The organism is Variovorax defluvii, from assembly GCF_039541515.1.
Classification (GTDB): Bacteria; Pseudomonadota; Gammaproteobacteria; order Burkholderiales; family Burkholderiaceae_C; genus Variovorax; species Variovorax defluvii.
In genome coordinates, this window is the sequence record NZ_BAABGJ010000021.1 from 1 (window position 1) to 21,562 (window position 21,562).

Sequence of the window (21,562 nt, forward strand, 5' to 3'; positions counted from 1 at the left end):
ACGAGAACAGCGGCTTCAGGTCGATGAAGGCAGCCTTCTTCTCCGACTTGGAGATCACCACGGCGACGCCCGCCTTGGCATAGCGGTTGTAGTTCTGGCCGCCCGGCGCGAAGCTGGCGCGCTTGGCCCCGTCGGTCAGCGGCGAGTAGGTCTGGCCCATGAACTCGCCGTACTTCTCCGGCAGCGCCGTCTGGAACTGGTCGAAGCCGGTGGTCACCGCAATTTCCGTCGGCGCGTTCATGCCCGGCAGGTCCACGTAGCCCAGCACCTTCATGAAGGCGATGTTGCCCATGTTCGGCAGGCCGGGGTAGACACCGAACCACTCGTGCCACCAGTCGTACCAGCGGTCGTAGGTGGTGTTGCGGATGCCGGTCGCGTTGCCGCCGTTGGGGTTGTACGGGTCGCAGTTGTTGCACAGGCCCGCCAGCGAGATGACCGCCACCTGGCCCTTGAGCGCCGTCGTGTCCCACACCGTGACCAGCGCGTATTCGCTGGTGTTGGTGATGGCGATGCCGGTGGGCACCTTGTTGGCCGGCAGCTTGACCGAGGCACGGTTGTTGGCCGTGTTGGAGCCGGCCGTGCCGATCAGGCCGTCGTTGAAGGCCACCAGCGAGGTCGCGCAGAAGCCGGTGCGGCCGCCGCAACGGGCCACCGCCACAGGATTGCCGGTGGTGAGGCCGGCCGCCTTGTAGGTGGTGGTGTTGTAGTTGTTGCGACCGGCGCTGCCGTCCCACGCCGCCGCGTTCTGCCAGGGCAGTTGCGGCTTTTGCGTGAAGGTGTTGTGGTCGATCGCCGTGATCGTCAGATCGCCCACGCCCAGGCGTGCGTTGGGATCGTCCGCGACGAAGCCCACGTGGGCCTGGTTGGTGGAGTACAGACCCGCGTCGGCCAGGACCGGGCCGCCCACTTGCCACGTGCCGTCGTGATAGCTCATGGTCTGGTCCCCACGCTGGTACAGCGTGGGGATGCCGCTGTTGTTCACGGCCGGGGCGTTGCCGTAGCGGTAGGCCAGGCCTTCGACCTTGGCCAGGCGGGGGGCCATGGCGCGGTAGGCGTCGGCCACCACTTTGCCGGTGCTGTCGACGACGTCACCGGAGATGGGAGCCGGAGCCGGAGCCGGAGCCGGAGCAGGAGCCGGAGCCGGAGCCGGAGCCGGAGCTGGAGCCGGAGCCGGAGCCGGAGCAGGAGCCGGAGCCGGGGCCGGGGCGGGCGCGGGAGCCGGAGCCGGAGCCGGCGCGGGCGCTGCCGCACCGTCGGAGTAGCAAGCCTTGGCGACGTAAGGCGCCGGATCACGGCCGAAGAAGTCGTTCGTGCACTGTGCGGTCCCGGTCACCGTTTTCGAGGTCCAGGAACTGTTGGCCCCGTAACGTACCTGCGTCGCGGACGCGACGGTGAACGACGCGCCTTCGGCAGCCAGGCGGGTGCCGGCGGCAGGCGCAGGCGCCGGAGCGGGTGCGGGAGCAGGTGCGGGCGCGGCGGTCTGCACATAGCAGGCCTTCGCCACATAGGGCAGCGGATCGCCGAAGGTGGCGTTGTCGCAGGCCACCGTGCCCGAGAGCGTCTTGCTCGCGAACGTCGTGTCGGCCCCGTACTGGACGACCGTCCCCGTGCCGACCGTGAAACGTTGGTCCTCGTTGGCGATCTTGGTCCAGGAGGCGTCGAGCGCCTTGGCGAGCGCGACGTCACCCTTGGCCGTCGCCCCGGCATCAGCCGTTGAAGAAGTGGTGGTCGTGGCCGGAGAAGTGGCTGCAGGCGTGTTCAAGCCCGCAGAAGAAGCGGTCAATCCACCGCCGTTGTTCCCACCTCCGCCGCCGCAACCGGCGAGTGCACCAGCTGCTACAAAAAGCAGAAGCGCGCTTTTGTCCGTGACTTTCAAGCAAATCCCTCCAATATTGGTGAAGTTCGGGTTTGTACGGGTTAGCCTTTGTCGAGGCAACCTGTCTTGCACTTCTTTTCCTATGTGTAATCGCGCCCCAGGGGGCGTGTTACTAAGGTTGTGCTTACTAACGAATGCAACGCAACTTTCCCCGCGTCCGCGCCACCGCTTTCCGCGACAGAACACATGCATTGCCCAAAAGATGGCCCGCACACAGGCGGGCCATTTCTGACCGGTTAACTAAAGATGCGTTCAGATCAGGGCACGTTGGCCGTTCGAATGGTGAAAGGCCGTCCGTCCACCGCATAGCTGCCACCGAACTCGACGTTCACATCACCGGTGGGCTGGACCGGGCAGCCGCCCGGGGGCTGGCAGGACCAGGATCCGCCGCGGTTGGCGAACACGATCGAGCCATAGCGGTAGTTCGAGATCTTCTTGCCGGCATAGTCGGCCACGCTGAGGACCATGTTGTCGCTGGCAAAGTTGTCAGCGTCTTCCACGGCGACCGGGTCGACCATGCGTTGGTCGCGGAACTCGCGCACCACGCTGCCGCTGTTGCCGTCGGCAGAGAAGCGCACCCACTGGATCTTCCGATCGCCGCGCGAGGCCACCAGGACCTGTCGATTCAGCGGCTCGAAGCTGCGATCGGCCGGGTCGATCTTCGAGATGGCCAGCGAGGTCGGGTTCTTGCCGATCTGCACGCGGCTACGCTCGACGACGTCTCCCGCGGTCGTACCCGAGGGCACATTGCCCAGACCGTAGATGCGCAGCGAGCCGCTCTCGGTGGCGATCCAGGCACGGTGGTTGGGGCCGAAGATGGTCGTACGGACCGCGGTCGGCCGGTCATCCAGCGTCACCGTGGAGATCACGGTCGGCGTCTGCTGCGGCTTGTTCGCGAAGGTGTACGGCCACTGGTTGTCGGCCTGTCCCAGATTGGTGAACTCCGTCGGGCCGGAACCGAAATAGACGCCGTTGACGTAGGTGAACAGCGGCTTCAGGTCGATGAAGGCAGCCTTCTTCTCGGACTTGGAGATCACCACGGCGACGCCCGCCTTGGCATAGCGGTCGTAGTTCTGGCCGCCCGCGGCGAAGGTGGCGCGCTTGGCCCCGTCGGTCAGCGGCGAGTAGGTCTGGCCCATGAACTCGCCGCCCTTGTCCGCCAGTGCCGTCTGGAACTGGTCGAAGCCGGTGGTCACCGCAATTTCCGTCGGCGCGTTCATGCCCGGCAGGTCCACGTAGCCCAGCACCTTCATGAAGGCGATGTTGCCCATGTTCGGCAGGCCGGGGTAGACACCGAACCACTCGTGCCACCAGTCGTACCAGCGGTCGTAGGTGGTGTTGCGGATGCCGGTCGCGTTGCCGCCGTTGGGGTTGTACGGGTCGCAGTTGTTGCACAGGCCCGCCAGCGAGATGACAGCCACCTGGCCCTTGAGCGCCGTCGTGTCCCACACCGTGACCAGCGCGTATTCGCTGGTGTTGGTGATGGCAATGCTCGTGGGCACCTTGTTGGCGGGCAGCTTCACAGTCGCCCGGTTGTTGGCCGTGTTGGAGCCGGCCGTGCCGATCAGGCCATTGGAGAAGGCCACCAGCGAGGTGGCGCAGAAGCCGGTGCGCCCACCGCAACGGGCCACCGCCACCGGGTCGCTGCCGACGAGACCCGCGGCTTTGTAGGTGGTGATGTTGTAGTTGTTGCGTCCGGCGCTGCCGTCCCAAGCCGCCGCGTTCTGCCAGGGCAGTTGCGGCTTCTGCGTGAAGGTGTTGTGGTCGATCGCCGTGATCGTCAGATCGCCCACGCCCACGCGGGTGTTCGGATCGTCCGCGACGAAGCCGATGTGCGCCTGGTTGGTCGAGTACAGACCGGCGTCGGCCAGGACAGGGCCACCCACCTGCCAGGTACCGGCGTGATAGCTCATGGTCTGGTCCGGTCGCTCGTGCAGCAGCGGAATGCCGGTGTTGTCCGCGGCAGCCGGCTGGCCATAGCGATACTCGACACCAGCGGTCTTGCCGAATTGGGCCGCGATCGCACGGTAGGCATCGCCCGCCGGGTTGCCGGAATTGTCGATGACTTCCTGGGTCGGATTGGTCGGCGCCTGGGTACCGGCGCCAGAACCGGTACCTGTCCCGGCATTGCCTGCGCCGCCTGCTCCGGTGCCCTCTCCCACACCGGCGGCACCCAGGGCGGCAAATCCGCCTCCGCCTCCGCCTCCGCCTCCGCCGCCTCCCCCGCAACCTGCAATGAGCGCGCTCGAGATCACCGTCAGCAGAAGCGCGCTTTTATATGAAAATTTCAACAAAAACACCTCCAGTTTGACAAGATCGTGATTTGTACGTGGGAGACCTCCTACAGGGCAACCCTTCTTGCAAATGTTTTCCTGGTGTGTTTCCACTCTCCTGGAGACCGGTTACAAAGGTAGAACCTGGACACGTTATGACCGCAAATCATCAAGCGCCTCGCCGCAAACAACTTTCTACATATTTGGGCACCGAGGCGATCGCCATCATTCCGACGGCACCTGAACGGCCCCGCAACCGAGACACGGACTTCCTCTTCAGGCACGACAGCTATTTCTATTACCTCACTGGTTTCACCGAGCCCAACGCCTGGCTGGTGCTGACAAGCGAGGGCCACGCCACGCTGTTTTGCGCCCCCAAGGACCAGGAGCGGGAAATCTGGGACGGCTACCGGCTGGGCCCGGAGGCGGCGCCGGCCGCCCTCGGTGTGGACGAGGCCTTCTCGATCGAGGAGCTGGACGCGCGCCTGCCCAAGCTGCTGGAGAACCGGCGCACGGTCTGGTACCCCTTCGCCACCCACAAGGGCCTGGAGTCGCGCATCGACGGCTGGCTGTCGGCAGTGCGCGCCCGCGTTCGCTACGGTGCGCTGTGTCCGGAGGAGCAGCGCGACCTCTGCGGGCCTCTGGATGAGATGCGGTTGATCAAGGACGCGCACGAGCAGGACACCATGCGTCGCGCCGCCGTGATCAGCGCGCGCGCCCACGTCCGGGCGATGCAGCTGTCGGCCCGCATGCTGCGCGAGGGCCTGGACGTGCGCGAGTACCACCTCGACGCCGAGTTGCTGCACGAGTTCCGCATGGGCGGCTCCCAGTACCCGGCCTACAACTCCATCGTGGCCGCGGGCGCCAATGCGTGCGTGCTGCACTACCGCGCCGACGTCGCGCCGGTGCGCAGCGGCGAACTGGTGCTGATCGACGCCGGCTGCGAGCTGGATGGCTACGCCAGCGACATCACCCGGACCTTTCCGGCCAACGGCGTGTTCACCGGTCCGCAGCGCGCCTTGTACGAACTGGTTCTGGCAAGCCAGGACGCAGCGGTCGCTGCGACGCGAGCAGGCGCTCGCTTCAATGACCCGCACGAGGCGACGGTGAAAGTGCTGTCGCAGGGCATGCTGGACCTGGGCCTGCTGGACCGCGACAAGGTGGGCACGGTCGACGACGTGATCGAGAAGCGCGCCTACTTCGCTTTCTATATGCACCGCACGGGCCACTGGCTGGGGATGGACGTGCATGACTGCGGCAGCTACGTCGAGCCGAGCGAAGCCGGCGAGGTCAGCGAGCGGCGCGACCCCTTGTCCAACGAGCTGATCAAGAACCGCCCCAGCCGAATCCTGAAGCCCGGCATGGTGCTGACCATCGAGCCGGGCATCTACGTGCGTCCGGGCGAAGGCGTGCCGGAGCAGTTTCACGACATCGGCATCCGCATCGAAGACGATGCGATCGTCACCGAAACGGGCTGCGAACTGATTTCGCGCGGCGTGCCGGTCAAGCCGGACGAGATCGAGGCGCTGATGCGGGCCTGAACCCCCCGTTTCGGGTGTTGCCAGAAACCGCCGACGGATCCGGCGCGTCCGACAACGCGGCAGGTTGGGTCACAGCTTCTTCAGGCCGCGGCGCCCGGACCGAGCAGCCGGCGGACCCAGGCCGGCATCCAGGGACCGTGGGGCTGAACCTGCCCGTTGACCACGGAGGCCACCAGGTGCGGCCCGCCGGCCTCCACCTCGGCCGCATCGAACAGCATCGCGAGCGGCACCTCGGCCAAGGCCAAGCGCAGGTTTTCCAATGTGCGAGGGTAGCGTGCCAGGATCTTGTCGGCCGGCACGCCGTGCCCGCCCTCGAGCACGCGCTGCTGCACCCGATCGAGCAGGCGGCGCGGATCGTCGAGGCACACGATGTAGAGCGCGACATCGAAGCCCCTCGTCCGCGCATCGGCCAGGAGCGCCAGCTTGGAGGGATGGGAAAAGACGGTTTCGCTCACGAAGGGGAGACCGCCCTCCAGGTGCGCGGCGCGCTGCGCGTCCGCCCAGGCACGCGCTGCTTCGGAGCGTCGCAACGCATTGCGGACGTGGCCGAGCCGCTCGCGCTCGTAGAGATCGGCGTTGATGAAGGGCAGTCGGGGGTAGCGCGGCTGGATCAGGTAGCGGTACAGCGTCGACTTGCCGGCGCCGTTGGGGCCCGCGATCAGGTGCAGAACCGGCATCAGGCCGCGCGGCGGCTGCGCGGACGGGGCTGGGCCTTGGCGCGGTTTTCGGCCACGGCCGTCTTGGCGCGCTCGGCCAGCGCCCCGGACTGGGCGAGTGCCAGGACATGGCCATGCAGGTCATCGAGTTCAGGGGAGAGCGCCGGGGAAAGCGCCGGGCGCGAGGCGTCGCTGACGATGTCGCGGCCGCCATCCTCGCGGGCGAGCAGGGCCAGGCTGTCCTGGGTGGACAGGCCCGCCCGTTCCAAGGCGCGCCCCAGGGCGGCCCAGTATTCGATCTGGCTCGCCACCGAGCGGCGCATGGGCTGGGCGGCGTCGCGTGCCTTGTCGACCAGGGCGACAGGCAGCTTGACGGAGACAAACGGGGAACCCGTGGACATCGAACCTCTCCTGATTGGCGCATTTTGCGCCACTGCGCCACACCCCGTCAACGCGACAGATTCCTTTTAACCCGCGGCGAGGTGGCCGCGGGTGAATGCCTCCTCGAACACTGAATAGCCCGACCAGTCGCTGTGCGCGAAGGCCAGGCGGCCGGCGCGGATGCGCTCGCGCGCCCCGAGCCGGGCAAGGACACCGGGTGCAGGAATGGCCATCGCATGGCCATAGCGCGTGATCTCGATGCGGGTGGCGAGCGCCGGCAGGTCGGGATGGGGCTCTGAGAGCTCCGCCAGCAATTCGTCGCGCCACGCGCTCCAGGGCCGATCGAGCAAACGGCGCCGTCCATCGGGTCCATCGTACGCGCTGGGGCCGAGCGGGCGGTACCAGCTCAGCACCGTCGCACGCGGGGTGGGGTCCAGCGCCTGGTGGCGCGCGTCGACATACCCGAGACCGCGCGTTCCGTAGACCACGTTGTCCCAGCTCGGCGCCGCGCCGGGGCGGTCGGCGAGCGGCTCGCGCACGTGCACGTTCGCCACCAGCCAGGGCGCATGGTGCAGCGACGCCGCCGCTTCGCGCAGGAAGTCGGGCGGGTTTTCCACGACGCGCGCCGCGATGAACACCGGCAGCGCGACGATGCAGCGCTCGGCCTGCCAGCGCACGCGCGAGCGCGCGGCGACGTCGAAGGCATCGACTTCGACGCCGTGCCGGGTCTCGGCGATGCGCAGGACGGCATGGGCGGGCCGGAAGCGCTCTCCGAGCGGCGCGGCCAGGCGTTGAGTGAGCCAGCCGTTGCCTTCGGGCCAGGTCAGGACGGCGTCGCGCTCGGCGCTGTCGTCGCCGGGTGCATGGAAGCCGTGCCGGCTCGCGAAATAGTGGATGCCTGCCCAGGCCGATACCTGGGCCAGGCCGGCGCCGTAGTCGTCGCGGCAGCAGTAGTCCAGGTACCAGCGCAGTTGAGGGTCGTCCAGCCCCTCGCGGTCGAGCCAGGTGGTGAAAGGGAGCGCATCCAGGTTCAGCAGCGGCGCCGCGAGTCCGGCGCGCAACACCGGCATGGTGAATCGTGCCTCGCGGCGCAGGGCCTCCACTCGCCCAGAGAAGCGCTGGTATTGCGCCAGCGTGCGTGGGGACACTCCTTGCATCGGCAACAAGCCGTCTTGCCAAGCGCCCTGGAAAAAGAGACGCTCCTGCGGGCTGTGGCAGAGGTGCCGCTCCTCATATTCCCAGCGTCCGGCTACGCGGCGTCGCAGGCCCAGCTCTTCCAGCAGGTCCTGCACCTCGTGCGCCTCGTCACCAGGCACCGGGAGGTAGTGCGCGCCCAGCGGGCAGGCGATGCCGGCCACCTGGCCGCCGCGGCTGTTGCCGCCGGGCTGGTCCTCGAGTTCGAGCAGCACCACATCCTCGACCCCCGCCAGCCTCGACGCGCGGGCGGCGGCCAGGCCGGCCACGCCCCCGCCGGCGATGACGACGCGCGTGCGCCGCACGACCGCGGGCGGCCCCGCATCGCTTCCGGCGTGGTCGCGCCACGCATGGCCGCGCTCGACGTTGACACCGGCGAAGCCGCCCAGGATGGGCTGTGTCGGCCCGCAGCCGGGCAAGGCGAGGGCGCCGGCCGCGGCGCCGAGGAATTCACGACGCTGCATCACTCAATGCCCGGTGACCTTGCCCCATTCCTGTTCGTAGGCCGTGACCAGGACCTGGTTCGACAGCCTGTTGACGTCGGCAGGAACGCGCGCCATGTCGTGCGGGAATTCGAAGAGCTGGGGCATGGCGGGCAACGCCAGAAAGCGCAGTCCCTCCGGCAAGGCCTCGGGCAGCCGATATGGCCGGCGGCTCGCGATGATGAAGCCCCATTCCCCGAAGCTGGGCACGTGCGCATGGTAGGGAGCCGCCCGCAGGCCGACGGATTCGACCGTCTCCACCACGGTCCAGAAGCTCTTGCGCGCGATCAGCGGCGAGGTGGTCTGGATCACGGCGTACCCGGCCGCCGCCAGGCGCTTGTCCAGCAGCGCGTAGAAGGAATTGGTGTAGAGCTTGCCGATCGCGAAGTTCGTGGGATCGGGAAAGTCGACCACGATCACATCGTACAGGTCACCCGGCTGCTGCAGCCATTGAAAGGCATCGGCGTTGACGACGTGGACCTTCGGCGACTGAAGCGCACCGCCGTTGAGCGCCGACAGGGTTTCGTGCGCGCTGAACAGGCGCGTCATGTTCGGATCGAGCTCGACCAGCGTGACGCTTTCCACCGACGCGTACTTGAGGACTTCGCGCACCGCCATGCCGTCGCCGCCGCCGAGCACGGCCACCTTCTTCGGCGCGCCCTGGGCCGCCATCGCCGGATGGACCAGGGCCTCGTGGTAACGGTACTCGTCGCGCTCGGCGAACTGCAGGTTGCCGTTGAGGAAGAGCCGGTGCCCGGCCCCGCCGCGCGTGACCACGATGCGCTGGTAGGGCGAGCTTTCGCTGAAGACGATGCGGTCCTGGTAGAACCTGTCTTCGGCCAGCGTGGTGACGTGCTCCGCGAAGAAGAATGCACCCACGAGCGAACCCAGCGTCAGAAGACAGGCGAGGGCATGTGCACCGAGTCCCCGCAACTCGTGCCGGAACAGCCACAGCGCCCACAGGGCGACCGCCGCATTCATGAACCCGAACAGCAGGCCGGTGCGGATCATGCCAAGCTGCGGCACCAGCAGCAGCGGGAAGGCGATCGACACGGCGAGTGCACCGAGGTAGTCGAAGGTCAGGACCTGCGAGACCAGGTCCTTGAGCACCACGTCCCGCCGTAGGATGCGCATGACCAGCGGGATCTCCAGTCCGACCAGCGTGCCCACCACCAGCACCAGCCCGTAGAGCAAGAGCCGGAAGGCGCCGGGAATGTAGGCGTTGGCGATGAAGAGCAGGGCCGGCAGCGCGCCTCCGATCAAGGCCACCAGCAACTCGATGCGCAGGAAATGCGCGGGCAGCTGGCGCTCGAAATAGCGCGAGAGCCAGGAGCCCACGCCCATCGCGAAGAGGTAGGTGCCGATGATGGTGCTGAACTGCAGCACCGAGTCGCCCAGCAGGTAGGAGCTGAGCGCGGCCGCGCTCAACTCGTAGACCAGGCCGCAGGCGGCGACGACGAACACGCTGGCCAGCAGCGCGATCTCCACGGGCTGGGGACGACGCGGCGCCGTCGCGGCCGAAGGCCCCAGGGCTGCCTCGCTCATGGGCTGCGGCGCAGGGTCAATGGATCGCTGCGGCGACGATGATGCAGATGCCCAGGCTCATGGCCGCCACCACCAGGCCGAGCGCGACGTTCTGCTTCTCGACGATCTCCTGCCAGAGGTCGTAGGGCGTGACCTTGTCGATGATGAGGAAGGTGATCCAGAACACCAGCACGCCGATGATCGCGTAGAGGATCGAGCCCAGGAAGGCCGCGGGCCTTAGCCATTCAATTCCCAACATGAGGACCTCCGGATAAAAACGTCACTTGTGGCCACCGCCACTGGAATAGCCGCCATAGGACCCGCCGTAGCCGCGCGAGCTGCCGCCCGAACTGCTGGTGCAGGTGCTGAGGATGATCAGCAGGATGATGATCACGACCAGGATCAGGATGATGGTGCCGCAGCCGAGCTTGCCCGCCGCGCTCACCGGCATCGCGTCGCTGCGCTTGAACATCTCCTTTTTGCCGTCGAGCTTGAAGGCGGCCGCCACGGCGGCACTGTCGATCTTGCTGCCCGAGGACCAGGTCACTTCGCGGGCCGAGCGCTCCATCGAGAGCAGGGCATTGCCGCTGGCGAAATCGCGGTTGAAGGTCTTCTGCCCGCGCTCGACCTGCCAGTAGAACTCGCCGGCCACGTACGTGGTCTCGGCGTTGTAGGCGTATTGCTGCTGGTAGCTCTTGCCCAGGTACCTGGCGGAGCTCCCGTTTTCCGCCATGGTGGGGGCACCGGTGGTGGGCTTGACCAGGCTCCAGCCGTCCTCCGCATCGACCAGGAAGTTGAAGCCGCGCTTCTTGTTGTACAGCAGGTACTCGTTCCAGCCGAAATGCTCGTCTTCTCCTGGTGCCACGCCCATGCGGTGTTGGAAACCCACCACCTGCCATTGCGCGCCCTGCAGCTGGCCGGTGGTGCCGATCGGGATCAGCGGCCGCACCGGCTCGTCCTGCTCGGCATGGCGCAGTTCGCCGCCGATGCCCTGCGTCAGGTCGATGATGCTGTTGCAGGAAGCGCAGGTGACGCTCTTGCTTTCGGCGAGGTTGACCGAGACGGGTGCGCCGCAATGGGGGCAGTTGAAGCTGCGGGCCTTGCCCTCCTTGGTCGACTCGTCCCGCAGTCCGGTGAGCTGCAGGTCCTCGAGCTGCACCGCACGGCCGAGGTAGGCACCGGGCGGGTGCGTGTCGTAGTCGAGGCTGAGCACCATCCCGGTATCGCTGCGCAGCTCGACCACGGCGAATGGCGCGCCGAGCTCCGGCAAGCGCGGCAGCTCGCCCTGCGCAGAGACCAGGCGGACCTCCTCGTTCGAAGCGACCGTGTAGTTCTGGCCATTGAAGGCGGTGGTCGCGCCGACGCGCAGTTCCGAGGGTGGCGGCGCCTCGCGCTGCAGGACGTACGGCAGCGAGAAGACGAAGGCGCCGTTGTCCTCGCTCAGAATGCCGGTGCGCTCGCCGTCGAGCGTCGCGACCCACTCGGTCCAGCGGCCGCCGTCATAGCTGTACTGCAGGCGGCCGACCAGTGTGAAGGGCTGGTCCTGGATGCGGCCGCTGGCGAAGAGCTGCAGCGGGCTGAAGTCGTCGAACAGCTCCGCCATCTTGCCGATGCGGGCCAGCGTCTCGCCTTGGCGCACGACGGTGCTTTGGCAGTAGGCGCAGACGGCATGGGTGGACTGCGCGGAGCGGAATTCGACCGGCGCGCCGCAACCGGGACAGGGGGCGCGGTAGTAGCGCTGCTGGGAGGAGTCGGTGGCCACGAAAGGCGACGGCAAGGGTCCGCTCACCGCGAGCTTGTCGAGCGCATGTCGACGAGCTTCAGCTGGAGCGGAGGGCGCTCAGACCAGCTTCTTCAGCAGTTCCGCCTTCTTGGCGTCGAATTCTTCCTGTGTCAGGATGCCCTTGGCCTTGAGTTCGCCGAGCTTTTCCAGCGTGGTCATCACGTCGGCAGGATTGACCACCGCGACGGCAGGCGCCTGCTGTGCCGCGGCCGCCGCTGCCGCAGGGTTGTTCGGGTTGAGTCCTTGCTGGAGGTTCTGCGCCAGCACCTGCCCGAGCGCAACGCCGGCGCCGAGGCCCATGGCGTCGCCGGCGATGCCGCTGCCCTGGCCGGCGCCTTCGGCGAACTTCGGAATCGCCTGCGCCGTCTGGTATTGCATGAACTTACCCATGTCGTTGCCGACCATCCCCATGCCGATCTTCTGGTCGAGGATCTTCTGCAGCTCCTCGGGCAAGGAGACGTTCTGGACGGTGATGGTCTCGAGCTGAATGCCGATCTTGGCGAATTCAGGCACCAGTTGCGCAGCGAGCGCCTGCGCGAACTGGATCTGGTTGGCGGCGAGGTCCAGGAAAGGCACGCCGCTGGACGCGATGGCGTTGCTGATGTTCTGCAGCACCAGGCCGCGCAGCTGGCCATCGAGGTCGGCCACGGTGTAGGCCTCGCGCGTGCCCGAAATCTCGGTGTGGAACAGCTTGGCGTCGCCGATGCGGAAGCTGTAGTTGCCGAAGGCTCGCAGCCGCACGGCGCCGAAGTCTTTGTCTCGGATGGTGATCGGCTGGGGCGTGCCCCACTTCTGGTCGACCTGCTGGCGCGTGCTGAAGAAGTAGACGTCGCTCTTGAACGGGGACTCGAAGAGCTTGTCCCAGTTCTTCAGATAAGTGAGGACCGGCAGCGTCTGCGTGGTGAGCTTGTACATGCCTGGACCGAATACGTCGGCCACCTGGCCTTCGTTGACGAAGACCGCGACCTGCGATTCGCGTACGGTGAGCGAGGCGCCGTTCTGGATTTCCATCTCGGCCATGGGGAAGCGCCAGGCCAAGGTGCCGTCACCGGTCTCGGTCCACTGGATGATGTCGATGAACTGCTTCTTGATGAAATCCATCAGCGCCATGGTCGCTCCTCGTCCTGTTCTCGGAGCCGAGCATATTGCCACATCGGCCTGGCGCCGCAGGGCCTTTTTGGCCGCACGGTCGTGCGGCAAGGCCCGTGCCACCGAGGTCTACAATCGGCGCCCCTCACAAGAAGCGTTGCACGGAGCCAAGGCACATGTCCGATCTGACTTCCCCGATCCCCACGCCCGAAGACAAGCGCGCCGAGTTGCGCCGGGCGGCTCTCGAATACCACGAGCTTCCGGTTCCGGGCAAGGTCGCGATTGCCGCGACCAAGCAGATGCTCAACCAACGTGACCTGGCACTGGCCTATTCGCCCGGGGTAGCCGCGCCTTGTGAAGAGATCGTCAAGGATCCGGTCAACGCCTTCAAATACACCTCCCGCGGCAACTTGGTGGCGGTGATCAGCAACGGCACCGCGGTGCTGGGGCTGGGCGACATCGGCCCGCTGGCCTCCAAGCCCGTGATGGAAGGCAAGGGCGTCCTGTTCAAGAAGTTCGCCGGCGTCGACGTGTTCGACATCGAGATCGACGAGAAGGACCCGGCGAAGCTGGTGGAGGTGATCGCCGCGCTGGAGCCCACCTTCGGTGCCGTCAATCTTGAAGACATCAAGGCGCCGGACTGCTTCTATGTCGAGCGCGAACTGCGCAAGCGCATGAAGATCCCGGTCTTCCACGATGACCAGCACGGCACCGCCATCACGGTGGCAGCGGCCATGCTCAACGGCTTGAAGGTGGTCGGCAAGGACATCTCGCAGGTCAAGCTGGTCACCTCGGGCGCCGGCGCCGCTGCGCTGGCGTGCCTCAACCTGCTGCTGAAAGTCGGCCTGAAGCGCGAGAACGTCTACGTGACAGATCTGGCGGGCGTGGTGTACGAGGGCCGCACCGAACTCATGGACGACGACAAGCGCGAGTTCATGCAGAAGACGGAGGCGCGCACGCTGGCAGAGGTGATCGAAGGCGCCGACGTGTTCCTCGGCCTGTCGGCCGGCGGCGTGCTCAAGCCCGCGATGGTGGCCAAGATGGCAGCGAGGCCTGTGATCTTTGCGCTGGCCAACCCGAATCCCGAGATCACGCCCGAGGATGCGAAGGCGGTGCGCGAGGATGTGGTGATGGCCACGGGTCGGACGGACTATCCGAACCAGGTCAACAACGTCCTGTGCTTCCCCTACATCTTCCGCGGCGCACTGGACTGCGGCGCCACCACCATTACTGACGAGATGGAGGTCGCTGCAGTGCACGCGATTGCCGAACTCGCGCAGGCCGAGCAGAGCGAGCGCGTCGCGGCGGCCTACGTGGGCGAGAAGCTCAGCTTCGGACCCGATTACCTCATTCCCAAGCCCTTCGATCCCCGGCTGATGATGAAGATCGCGCCGGCGGTCGCCAAGGCGGCGGCCGAGAGCGGCGTTGCATTGCGGCCCATCGCCGACCTGGATGCGTACCGTGACAAGCTGCAGAGCTTCGTCTACGCATCGGGCACCACGATGAAGCCGATCTTCGACGCCGCCAAGCGAGCGCCGAAGAAGCGGGTCGCTTACAGCGAGGGCGAGGAAGAGCGCGTGCTGCGCGCCGCGCAGATCGTGGTAGACGAAGGCTTGGCGCGGCCAACGCTGATCGGGCGCCCGGCGATCATCGCCCAGCGCATCGAGAAGTTCGGGCTGCGGCTGAAGGAGGAACTCGACTACGACGTCGTCAACACCGATTTCGACCATCGCTACCGCGACTTCTGGCAGACCTACCACCGGATGACCGAGCGCAAGGGCATCACGGTCCAGGTCGCCAAGATCGAAATGCGGCGACGCCTCACGCTGATCGGCGCCATGCTGCTGCACAAGGGCGATGTTGACGGGCTCATTTGCGGCACCTGGGGTACGACGGCCTTGCACCTGCGCTACATCGACCAGGTCATCGGCAAGCGCGCCGGCGGCTGCGCCAGCACGAAGCAGGACGTGCCCATCTATGCGTGCATGAACGGCCTGCTGTTGCCGGACCGCCAGGTGTTCCTGGTGGATACCCACGTCAATTACGACCCGACGCCTGAAGAACTGGCCGAGATCACCACCATGGCCGCCGAGGAAATGATGCGCTTCGGCATCAAGCCCAAGGCTGCACTGCTGTCGCACTCGAACTTCGGCACCAGTGACCACCCCAGCGCCATCAAGATGCGCCAGACGCTCGCGTTGCTGCGCGAGCAGGCGCCGTGGTTGGAGGTGGACGGAGAAATGCACGGGGACGTTGCTTTGGATGGCAGACAACGCGCCGCCGTCATGCCGCACAGCGCACTCGCAGGCAATGCCAATCTATTGGTATTTCCGAACATCGACGCCGCCAACATTTCGTACAACCTGCTCAAGACGGCCGCCGGCGGAAACATTGCGATCGGCCCGGTGCTGCTCGGTGCGGCCAAACCGGTGCACATCCTCACCGCCAGCGCCACCGTGCGCCGCATCGTGAACATGACCGCCCTGACGGTGGCCGACGCCAACGCCGAAAGATAGGCCACTCAGACGACAGTAGTCGCTAACTTTTTGGGGGCCGCAAAGAACCTGGCGCCTGCTCAAAGATTGGGCAGGCGCTTGCTATTTGGGCGTCCCTAGGGCACACTTGCGGCCTTGAATTTGCGGGTTAACCCGAAGGTTGACCCCGATTCGGCCCCCTCGCTCTTTTCCTTCTGGTGCTCCATGGCGGCTTACGCCTCGATCATGTCCCCGGTTTCCAAGTTTGCGCTTACTGGCTTGTTGCTGGCGGCACTTTCTTCCGGAATCCAGGCGCGTGAGTGGTTCGGCACCCGTGCCGGGCAACCGGCGGCGGAAACGATCGCGTTGGCCGAATTGCCGGTTCAGGGCCGGCGCACTTATGGGGCCATCTTGAACGGCGGTCCCTTCCCGTATGAAAAGGACGGCTCAGTGTTCGGGAATCGCGAACGCTTGTTGCCGCAAGCGCGCCGCGGCCACTATCGAGAGTACACGGTCGAGACACCTGGCTCGCGCGACCGGGGCGCACGGCGCATCGTCTGCGGAGGCGAACGCACGACGCCCTCGGCCTGCTGGTATACGGCAGACCACTACGCGAGTTTCAGGCGCATCGTGCCATGAGCGATGAATTGGATTGGAGCTGCGCACCCAGGCGCCCAGAGTTAAAGATGACTATCACAACCATGGAAAGACCAGCGGAGATGACCCCCACGCTTCGTGGCGTGCGACCCAACATCGTGCAGTCGATTCGCGCATTTCGCGTGAGCGATCTGCAGAAGGCGGCGCATGCGGCAGGACAGCACTTCCTCTATGCCAACCTGGGCAACGCCCAGACCAAGCAGGATGTGCTGGATCTGATCGCCCAGCAATTTACCTTCCCGCAGCACTTCGGCAAAAACTTCGACGCGCTGTACGACTGCATGACAGATCCCCTGCACAAATCGGGCCCGCAGCCCGGTTTCGTCATCGTGCTGGAGCAGATTCCTGCCAACGCCAAGTTTGACAAGGAAGCGCGCGAGCAGTTGCTCGACATCTTCCGCGACGCCGCCGACTACTGGGGCGATCGGAAGATCCCGTTCCGGTGCTTCTATTCTTTTCTGTAGCCCGTTCTGCATCCACCAGCCAAGCAGAACGGGCGAACGAGGCTAGCGGCAACGAGTCGGCACCCGGCATTGAGATCCAGAACGGCGACCCCACGGCCGAAAAGATGCCGACGGACAAGCTGACCGATGTGTCGCCCCTGGCGCTGCGCATGAGCAGCCCCTTCAACGCGGGCTATTGGCTCGCGGCCGCATAACCAGTCTTTTTCCGGAGAAAGCCCGTCCCTCGACGGGCTTTTTGTTCATCTATTCCGCTGAAATATTCAAATGGGTGGTGAAAGCCGCCCGAGACGGGATCCGATGCGGGACGTAAAACGCAGAAATACCCGTCGGTATCGCGAGCATTTGCAACGCCGCGGCGCGCCCGTATCGGGGTGGACGGTACCAGCCAATTCAGTGTTTCAGCGGACTAGCCCCCGCGACGGCCTGCGCCAGGGCGACGTATTCGGCCACCGGCACTTCCTCGGCGCGCCGTTGGGTGTCGAAGCGGCCGCTGAAGCCCCGCTGTTCCAGCCAGCGGCCCAGCGTGTGGCGCAGCAGCTTGCGGCGTTGGCTGAACGCGAGCTGGACGACCTCACCGAGCCGGTCTGCATCGACCGGCGGCGGACTGGCCAAAGGCACCATGCGCACGACCGCGCTGTCCACCCGCGGTGGCGGCTCGAAGCTTTCCGGCGGAACGAACAGCACATTCTCCATCGCATAGCGCCACTGCAGCATCACGCTCAGGCGGCCGTACGCAGCGCTGCCCGGCGTCGCAGTCATCCGATCGATGACTTCCTTCTGCAGCATGAAATGCTGGTCTGCGATCAGGTGGGCGAACCCGAGCAGGTGGAAGAGGATGGGCGTCGAGATGTTGTAGGGGAGGTTGCCTACCACCCGCAGCCCCGTCGCAGGCGGCGCGACCAGCCGGGCCGCCAGCGCTGCGAAATCCACCTTCAGCACGTCGGACTCGATCACCTCCAGGTGCTCGTGCGCGCGCAGCCGCAGCGCCAGATCGCGGTCCAGCTCGATGACGGTCAGCCGACCCAGCCGCTCGACCAGGGGCTGGGTGAGCGCCGCCAGGCCCGGACCGATCTCGACCATCGCGTCGCCGGGCCGCGGCGCGATCTCTCGCACGATGGTGTCGATGATGCCGGCGTCGGACAGGAAATGCTGGCCGAAGCGCTTGCGGGCAACGTGCTTCACCGATGGCCGCCGCAGCGCCTCGTCGTTGCCATCAAGATTGGGGCGCTTCGCGATACTCGACGTAGGCGCGCGCGCGCAGTTCCTGCGCCCAGGTCTCGTAGGCCTCCTCGAGTTTCTTTTCGCGCAGCGCCGCTCGCGCAACTTCACGCTGCTCGGACTGGCTCAGCTTGGCGTCGCGCCGCCCCACGACCTGGATCAGGTGCACACCGAAGCGGGACACGACCGGTTCGCTGATCTGCCCGGGCGCGAGCCGGTTCATCGCTTCCTCGAACTCCGGCACGAACTGGCCGGGACGTGACCAGCCGAGGTCGCCGCCTTCCTTCGCGCTCGCATCCTGCGAGTTGTCGCGCGCCAGGCCGGCAAAGTCGGCCGTGCCTCGTTGGATGCGGTCCTTGAACTCGGCCAGCTGGGCCACGGCCTGGGCCGTGGTGCGCTTGGCATCGGTGCGCAGCAGGATGTGGCGCACCTGGGTCTGCGTGACCACCGCATCGGCCGCGCCGGGCTGGCTCCTGGCCAGCACCTTCAGTACGTGGAAGCCGGCCCCCGAGCGGATCGGCCCGGCGATGCCGTTGACCGCAGTCGACTGCGTCGCCTCGACGAACAGGCTGGGATAGCGGTCGGCGCTGCGCATGCCCAGGGCGCCGCCATTGACGCGGTCAGGCGAATCGGAGAGTTCCTGCGCCAGCTTGGCGAAGTCTTCGCCGGCACGCGCGCGCTGTGCAATGCTCTGGGCGCGCTGCTGCAGAGTGGCGATCTGCGCCTCGGTGGCGGTCTCGGGCACCGCCACCAGCACCTGCGCGAGGTTGATGTCGGGCGCGATCGCATTGTTCGCGCCGTTGCGCTGTTCGCGCAGGAACTGGTCGACCTCGATGTCGCTGACCTTGACCTTGTTCTCGACTTCACGGTCGCGTACGCGCGTGAGATACAGCTGGTCGCGCAGGTCGTTGCGGAAGGCCTGCTGCGAAATGCCCTCGGCCGCAACGCGGCTGCGCAGCTCGGTCAGGCTGATCTGGTTCTGGCGGGCCACCGTCTGCTCGGCCTGGTCGATCGCCACCTCGTCGACCTTGATGCCGGCGTCCTTGGCGGCCTGCAACTGCGTGCGCTCCGAGATGAGGCGCTCGAGGACCAGCCGCGTCAGCTCCGCTCTCGGCACGCGCTGCGCCTCGGCATTTTCCTTGAGCAGACGCTCGACCCGCGACTGCACTTCGGTGTTGGTGATGGGTTCCGAGTTGACCAGCGCCACGATGTACTCGGCAGCGCGCTGCACCGGCGGTGCAGGCGGCGCGGCGGGGCGCGGCGCAGGCGGCGCCAGGCGTGGGCCCGCGCGCATGATGTCCGTGATGCCGATGCCGGGGCGCGAGCCCAGTCCCTGCGCACCGGCCGCCGCGGCCAGCGTCGCGAGGCACGCCAGGGTGAGGATGGAGCGGATGTGGTTCATGGCAAGGAAACTCAGTCGTAGTTGGTGAAGCGGCTGGGTGCCGGGTAGGGCTGCCGCAGGGGCTGGTAGCGCTGGATGTTCTGGGTGAGCGTGCGCATGGGGCTGGACCCGATGGCGGCGAAACCGACGAACTCGATCTGGAACATGAGTCGCGTGTTCGGCGTGGCCTGCCCCGTGGTGAGGCGCTCGAGCACGATGCGGCCGATCCAGCAGCAGCCGTCGTACTCGACGCCCAGCACGCCATCGGTGAGCTTGCGGTCTTGCAGGCTGTAGTTCAAACGGCCCACTGCATACCAGCGTCCGCCGCCCTGCCCGCGGCCGGGGCCGAGGTCCTTGCCCTTGTCGCCCCAGAGATCGTTGAGCGGCCACTGCCAGCTCACATCGATCGACTTGTTCCCGTCGTTGACGGTCGGCGTGCTGTTGGCCTGGAAGCGATAGGCTGCCGAGACGCTGCGGTAGGGGCCCGGGTTGTAGCGCGCGCTCAGCGCGGTTCGGGTCGACTTGTGGTCGTCGGGGTTGTACTGCACCGTGCCGTCGAAGCTCCACTGCGGTGTCCAGTTGATCTGGGCGCCGAGCAGCAGGTCGCTCACGCGGTCGGTCACCGGTGGGAGGCCCGGCAGCGTGACGCGCTGGTCCTTGAAGCGCAGCCGCTGCGCGATGCCGAAGCGCGCCGCCTCGGCGCCGCTGTCGGGATCGATGAGGCGCGAGGTCACGCCCACCGTCAGCGTGTTGCTGTCGGAAATGCGGTCATGGCCGGAGAAGGCGTTCTCGGTGTAGACGGTCGCGAAGTTGAAATCGTTGGCCGCCGAGTCGTAGTTCGGCAGCAGGCTCTGATCGCGGTAGGGCGTGTAGACGTAGAAAGCGCGCGGCTCCAGCGTCTGGCGGAAGGAGCGGCCGAAGTAGTTGGCGTCGCGCTCGAAGATCATGCCGCTGTCGAGGCTGAAGGTCGGCACTGTGCGGCTGGCGGAGGTCGCGCCGTTGGCGAGGGGCGCCTCGAACTGGTAGCTGCTCGCATGCAGTTGCAGCTTGGGGATGACGTAGGTGCCGGGCGTGAGGAAAGGCCGGCTGATCGACGCCTGCGCGAAGGCGCGTTCACCGTTGGGCTGCCGCTGCTGCACCGGGTCGGCCCGGAAGCGCGAGTAGTCGGTCTTGAGCGAGACGTCGAAACCCTTCCAGTCGTACTTGTCGTAGTTGGCGGTGATCTGCGGCAACCGGTCGTAGGGCGGCAGGATCGGCGCCAGGTCGTACTGGAGGGTCTGGTATTTGAGCGCACGCACCATGCCGCTCCAATCGCCCTTGCCCCAATTGAGCGAGGCGTCGTTCGACAACAGCCGCTGCGTGAGCGAGGGCGTGCGCGTGAAATCGCGCCAGTAGTCGTTGTCGCTGACGCGGTTAACGACGATGTTGGCCGTCAGCGAGTCGAGCCCGAGGGCCTTGGCGTCGAACTGCTGCTGATGGTTGGCCCAAAGACCCCAGCGTCTCGATTTCGGACGCCGCAGGTCGAGGTCGCCGACGCCGATCTCGCCATTCGCCAACTGCTGCATCTGGTTGGCGACCTTCTCGTCGTAGCGGTCGCCCACCAGGCGATCACTGCCCATCAGGTCCAGCCGGATCGTGCCGTTGTACTCCTTCTCCAGATACCGGAACTCGGTGCCGACGTTGAGCCCACGCTTGGTCATCAGCTCCGGATAGAAAGTCGCATCGCGATTCGGCGCGATGTTCCAGTAGTACGGGACGGTGACGTCCACGCCGTTGAGGTTGCCGACACCGATGGTCGGCGGCAGGAAGCCGCTCTTGCGTTCGTTGCCCAGCGGAAAGCTCAGCGAGGGAAAGGGTGGCGTGCTGATGCCCATGAAGCTCAGCCGTGCATCGGTCGCGACGCCGACGTTTTCCTCGGTGTCGGTGGTCAGCGTGGCGGCGCTGAGCATCCAGGCGGGCATCCAGCCGGGGTAGTCCTCGCGCCGGCAGGTGGTGTAGGTGCCGCGCCGGGCGACGGAGACATTGCTGTCGACGAAATCGATGCGCTCGGCGTCGCCGTGTCCGCCGGAGGCCAGCAGTTGATAGCGCGCGTTGTTGAAGAAGCCCTCGAAGGTCTCGAGCTTGAGCTGCAGCTCGGGCCCTTCGTAGACGTTGCCGGCCTGGTTGACCCGCACGTTGCCGGTGGCCTTGGCCAGATCCTCGGGCTGGTAGTACTCGAGCCGGTCGGCATGGATCACCACGTCGCCCCGGCGCAGCGAGGCTCGGCCCTCGACCACCGTTTCGAGATCCGGGCGGCCGGATATGCGGTCGCCGTCGACGAAGCTCGGCAGTTCGCCGCGCTGCGCCTTCGGGATCGTTTCCAGAAGCTGCGGCGTCCGCTTGAGGGTGATGGGCGCGTCCAGGCCCGTGTCTTGTGCCGACGCCCCCTGTGCTTGCAGCAGCGCGAGCGTCAGCACGGCCAACGGCAGGGGCGGGCGGCACCGGCGCCAGTCAGCTCGGGTCAGGTCAGGCATCGGTACGCAAAAGGAGATCTCTTGGGGGAAGGTCGCCGGATGGCTGGGAATTGGGG

15 protein-coding genes and 1 pseudogene are annotated in these 21,562 nt (G+C 66.5%); 4 read left to right on the plus strand and 12 right to left on the minus strand.

Going from position 1 to position 21,562, the window contains the following annotated elements; translation table 11 throughout:
- Positions 1-1,783: pseudogene (locus ABEA07_RS12340) on the minus strand (hypothetical protein); the annotation flags it as partial.
- A 350-nt stretch (positions 1,784-2,133) separates the two neighbouring features.
- Positions 2,134-4,038 carry a hypothetical protein gene (locus ABEA07_RS12345; protein WP_345538152.1) on the minus strand — a complete coding sequence of 635 codons (1,905 nt, stop codon included), beginning with the start codon at positions 4,036-4,038 and terminating at the stop codon, positions 2,134-2,136.
- Positions 4,039-4,304: 266 nt separating this feature from the next.
- On the opposite strand from ABEA07_RS12345, the gene ABEA07_RS12350 reads away from it, so the two are divergent.
- Complete coding sequence (locus ABEA07_RS12350) at positions 4,305-5,690, plus strand: aminopeptidase P N-terminal domain-containing protein (protein WP_345538153.1); 1,386 nt, start codon at positions 4,305-4,307, stop codon at positions 5,688-5,690.
- 80 nt (positions 5,691-5,770) lie between these two features.
- On the opposite strand, the gene ABEA07_RS12355 is transcribed toward ABEA07_RS12350, so the two are convergent.
- From ABEA07_RS12355 to ABEA07_RS12385, 7 genes are all read right to left on the minus strand, one after another.
- Complete coding sequence (locus ABEA07_RS12355; RefSeq protein ID WP_345538154.1) at positions 5,771-6,367, minus strand: ATPase; 597 nt, start codon at positions 6,365-6,367, stop codon at positions 5,771-5,773.
- Positions 6,367-6,747 (minus strand): TA system antitoxin ParD family protein, encoded by a 381-nt coding sequence (locus ABEA07_RS12360; protein ID WP_345538156.1) that lies wholly within the window; start codon positions 6,745-6,747, stop codon positions 6,367-6,369. The genes ABEA07_RS12355 and ABEA07_RS12360 overlap by 1 nt, the downstream gene beginning before the upstream one ends.
- Positions 6,748-6,813: 66 nt before the next feature.
- Complete coding sequence (locus ABEA07_RS12365; protein WP_345538157.1) at positions 6,814-8,385, minus strand: FAD-dependent oxidoreductase; 1,572 nt, start codon at positions 8,383-8,385, stop codon at positions 6,814-6,816.
- A 3-nt stretch (positions 8,386-8,388) separates the two neighbouring features.
- Positions 8,389-9,948 carry a polyamine aminopropyltransferase gene (locus ABEA07_RS12370; RefSeq protein WP_345538158.1) on the minus strand — a complete coding sequence of 520 codons (1,560 nt, stop codon included), beginning with the start codon at positions 9,946-9,948 and terminating at the stop codon, positions 8,389-8,391.
- 16 nt (positions 9,949-9,964) lie between these two features.
- The gene (locus ABEA07_RS12375) at positions 9,965-10,186 is read right to left on the minus strand and encodes a DUF350 domain-containing protein (RefSeq protein WP_345538159.1); all 222 of its coding nucleotides are present in this window, start codon (positions 10,184-10,186) and stop codon (positions 9,965-9,967) included.
- A 21-nt stretch (positions 10,187-10,207) separates the two neighbouring features.
- Entirely contained in the window at positions 10,208-11,689 is a 1,482-nt protein-coding gene (locus ABEA07_RS12380; protein WP_345538379.1) for a DUF4178 domain-containing protein, read from the minus strand.
- A gap of 78 nt (positions 11,690-11,767) precedes the next feature.
- Entirely contained in the window at positions 11,768-12,820 is a 1,053-nt protein-coding gene (locus ABEA07_RS12385) for an SPFH domain-containing protein (protein ID WP_345538160.1), read from the minus strand.
- Positions 12,821-12,975: 155 nt separating this feature from the next.
- On the opposite strand from ABEA07_RS12385, the gene ABEA07_RS12390 reads away from it, so the two are divergent.
- From ABEA07_RS12390 to ABEA07_RS12400, 3 genes are all read left to right on the plus strand, one after another.
- Positions 12,976-15,315 (plus strand): NADP-dependent malic enzyme, encoded by a 2,340-nt coding sequence (locus ABEA07_RS12390; RefSeq protein WP_345538161.1) that lies wholly within the window; start codon positions 12,976-12,978, stop codon positions 15,313-15,315.
- A 183-nt stretch (positions 15,316-15,498) separates the two neighbouring features.
- Positions 15,499-15,912, plus strand: a complete 414-nt coding sequence (locus ABEA07_RS12395; protein WP_345538163.1) for a guanyl-specific ribonuclease — start codon at positions 15,499-15,501, stop codon at positions 15,910-15,912.
- Between the two features lie 47 nt (positions 15,913-15,959).
- Positions 15,960-16,394, plus strand: coding sequence for a barstar family protein (locus ABEA07_RS12400; RefSeq protein ID WP_345538165.1), 435 nt, complete (start codon positions 15,960-15,962; stop codon positions 16,392-16,394).
- 390 nt (positions 16,395-16,784) lie between these two features.
- On the opposite strand, the gene rsmA is transcribed toward ABEA07_RS12400, so the two are convergent.
- From rsmA to ABEA07_RS12415, 3 genes are read right to left on the minus strand one after another with little or no spacing between them, the layout of a single operon-like run.
- Positions 16,785-17,576, minus strand: coding sequence for a 16S rRNA (adenine(1518)-N(6)/adenine(1519)-N(6))-dimethyltransferase RsmA (gene rsmA / locus ABEA07_RS12405; protein WP_345538166.1), 792 nt, complete (start codon positions 17,574-17,576; stop codon positions 16,785-16,787).
- 31 nt (positions 17,577-17,607) lie between these two features.
- Positions 17,608-19,014, minus strand: coding sequence for a peptidylprolyl isomerase (locus tag ABEA07_RS12410; protein WP_345538167.1), 1,407 nt, complete (start codon positions 19,012-19,014; stop codon positions 17,608-17,610).
- Between the two features lie 11 nt (positions 19,015-19,025).
- On the minus strand, positions 19,026-21,506 hold the full coding sequence (locus tag ABEA07_RS12415; protein ID WP_345538168.1) for an LPS-assembly protein LptD: 2,481 nt from the start codon (positions 21,504-21,506) through the stop codon (positions 19,026-19,028).
- Between the last annotated feature and the right edge of the window lie 56 nt (positions 21,507-21,562).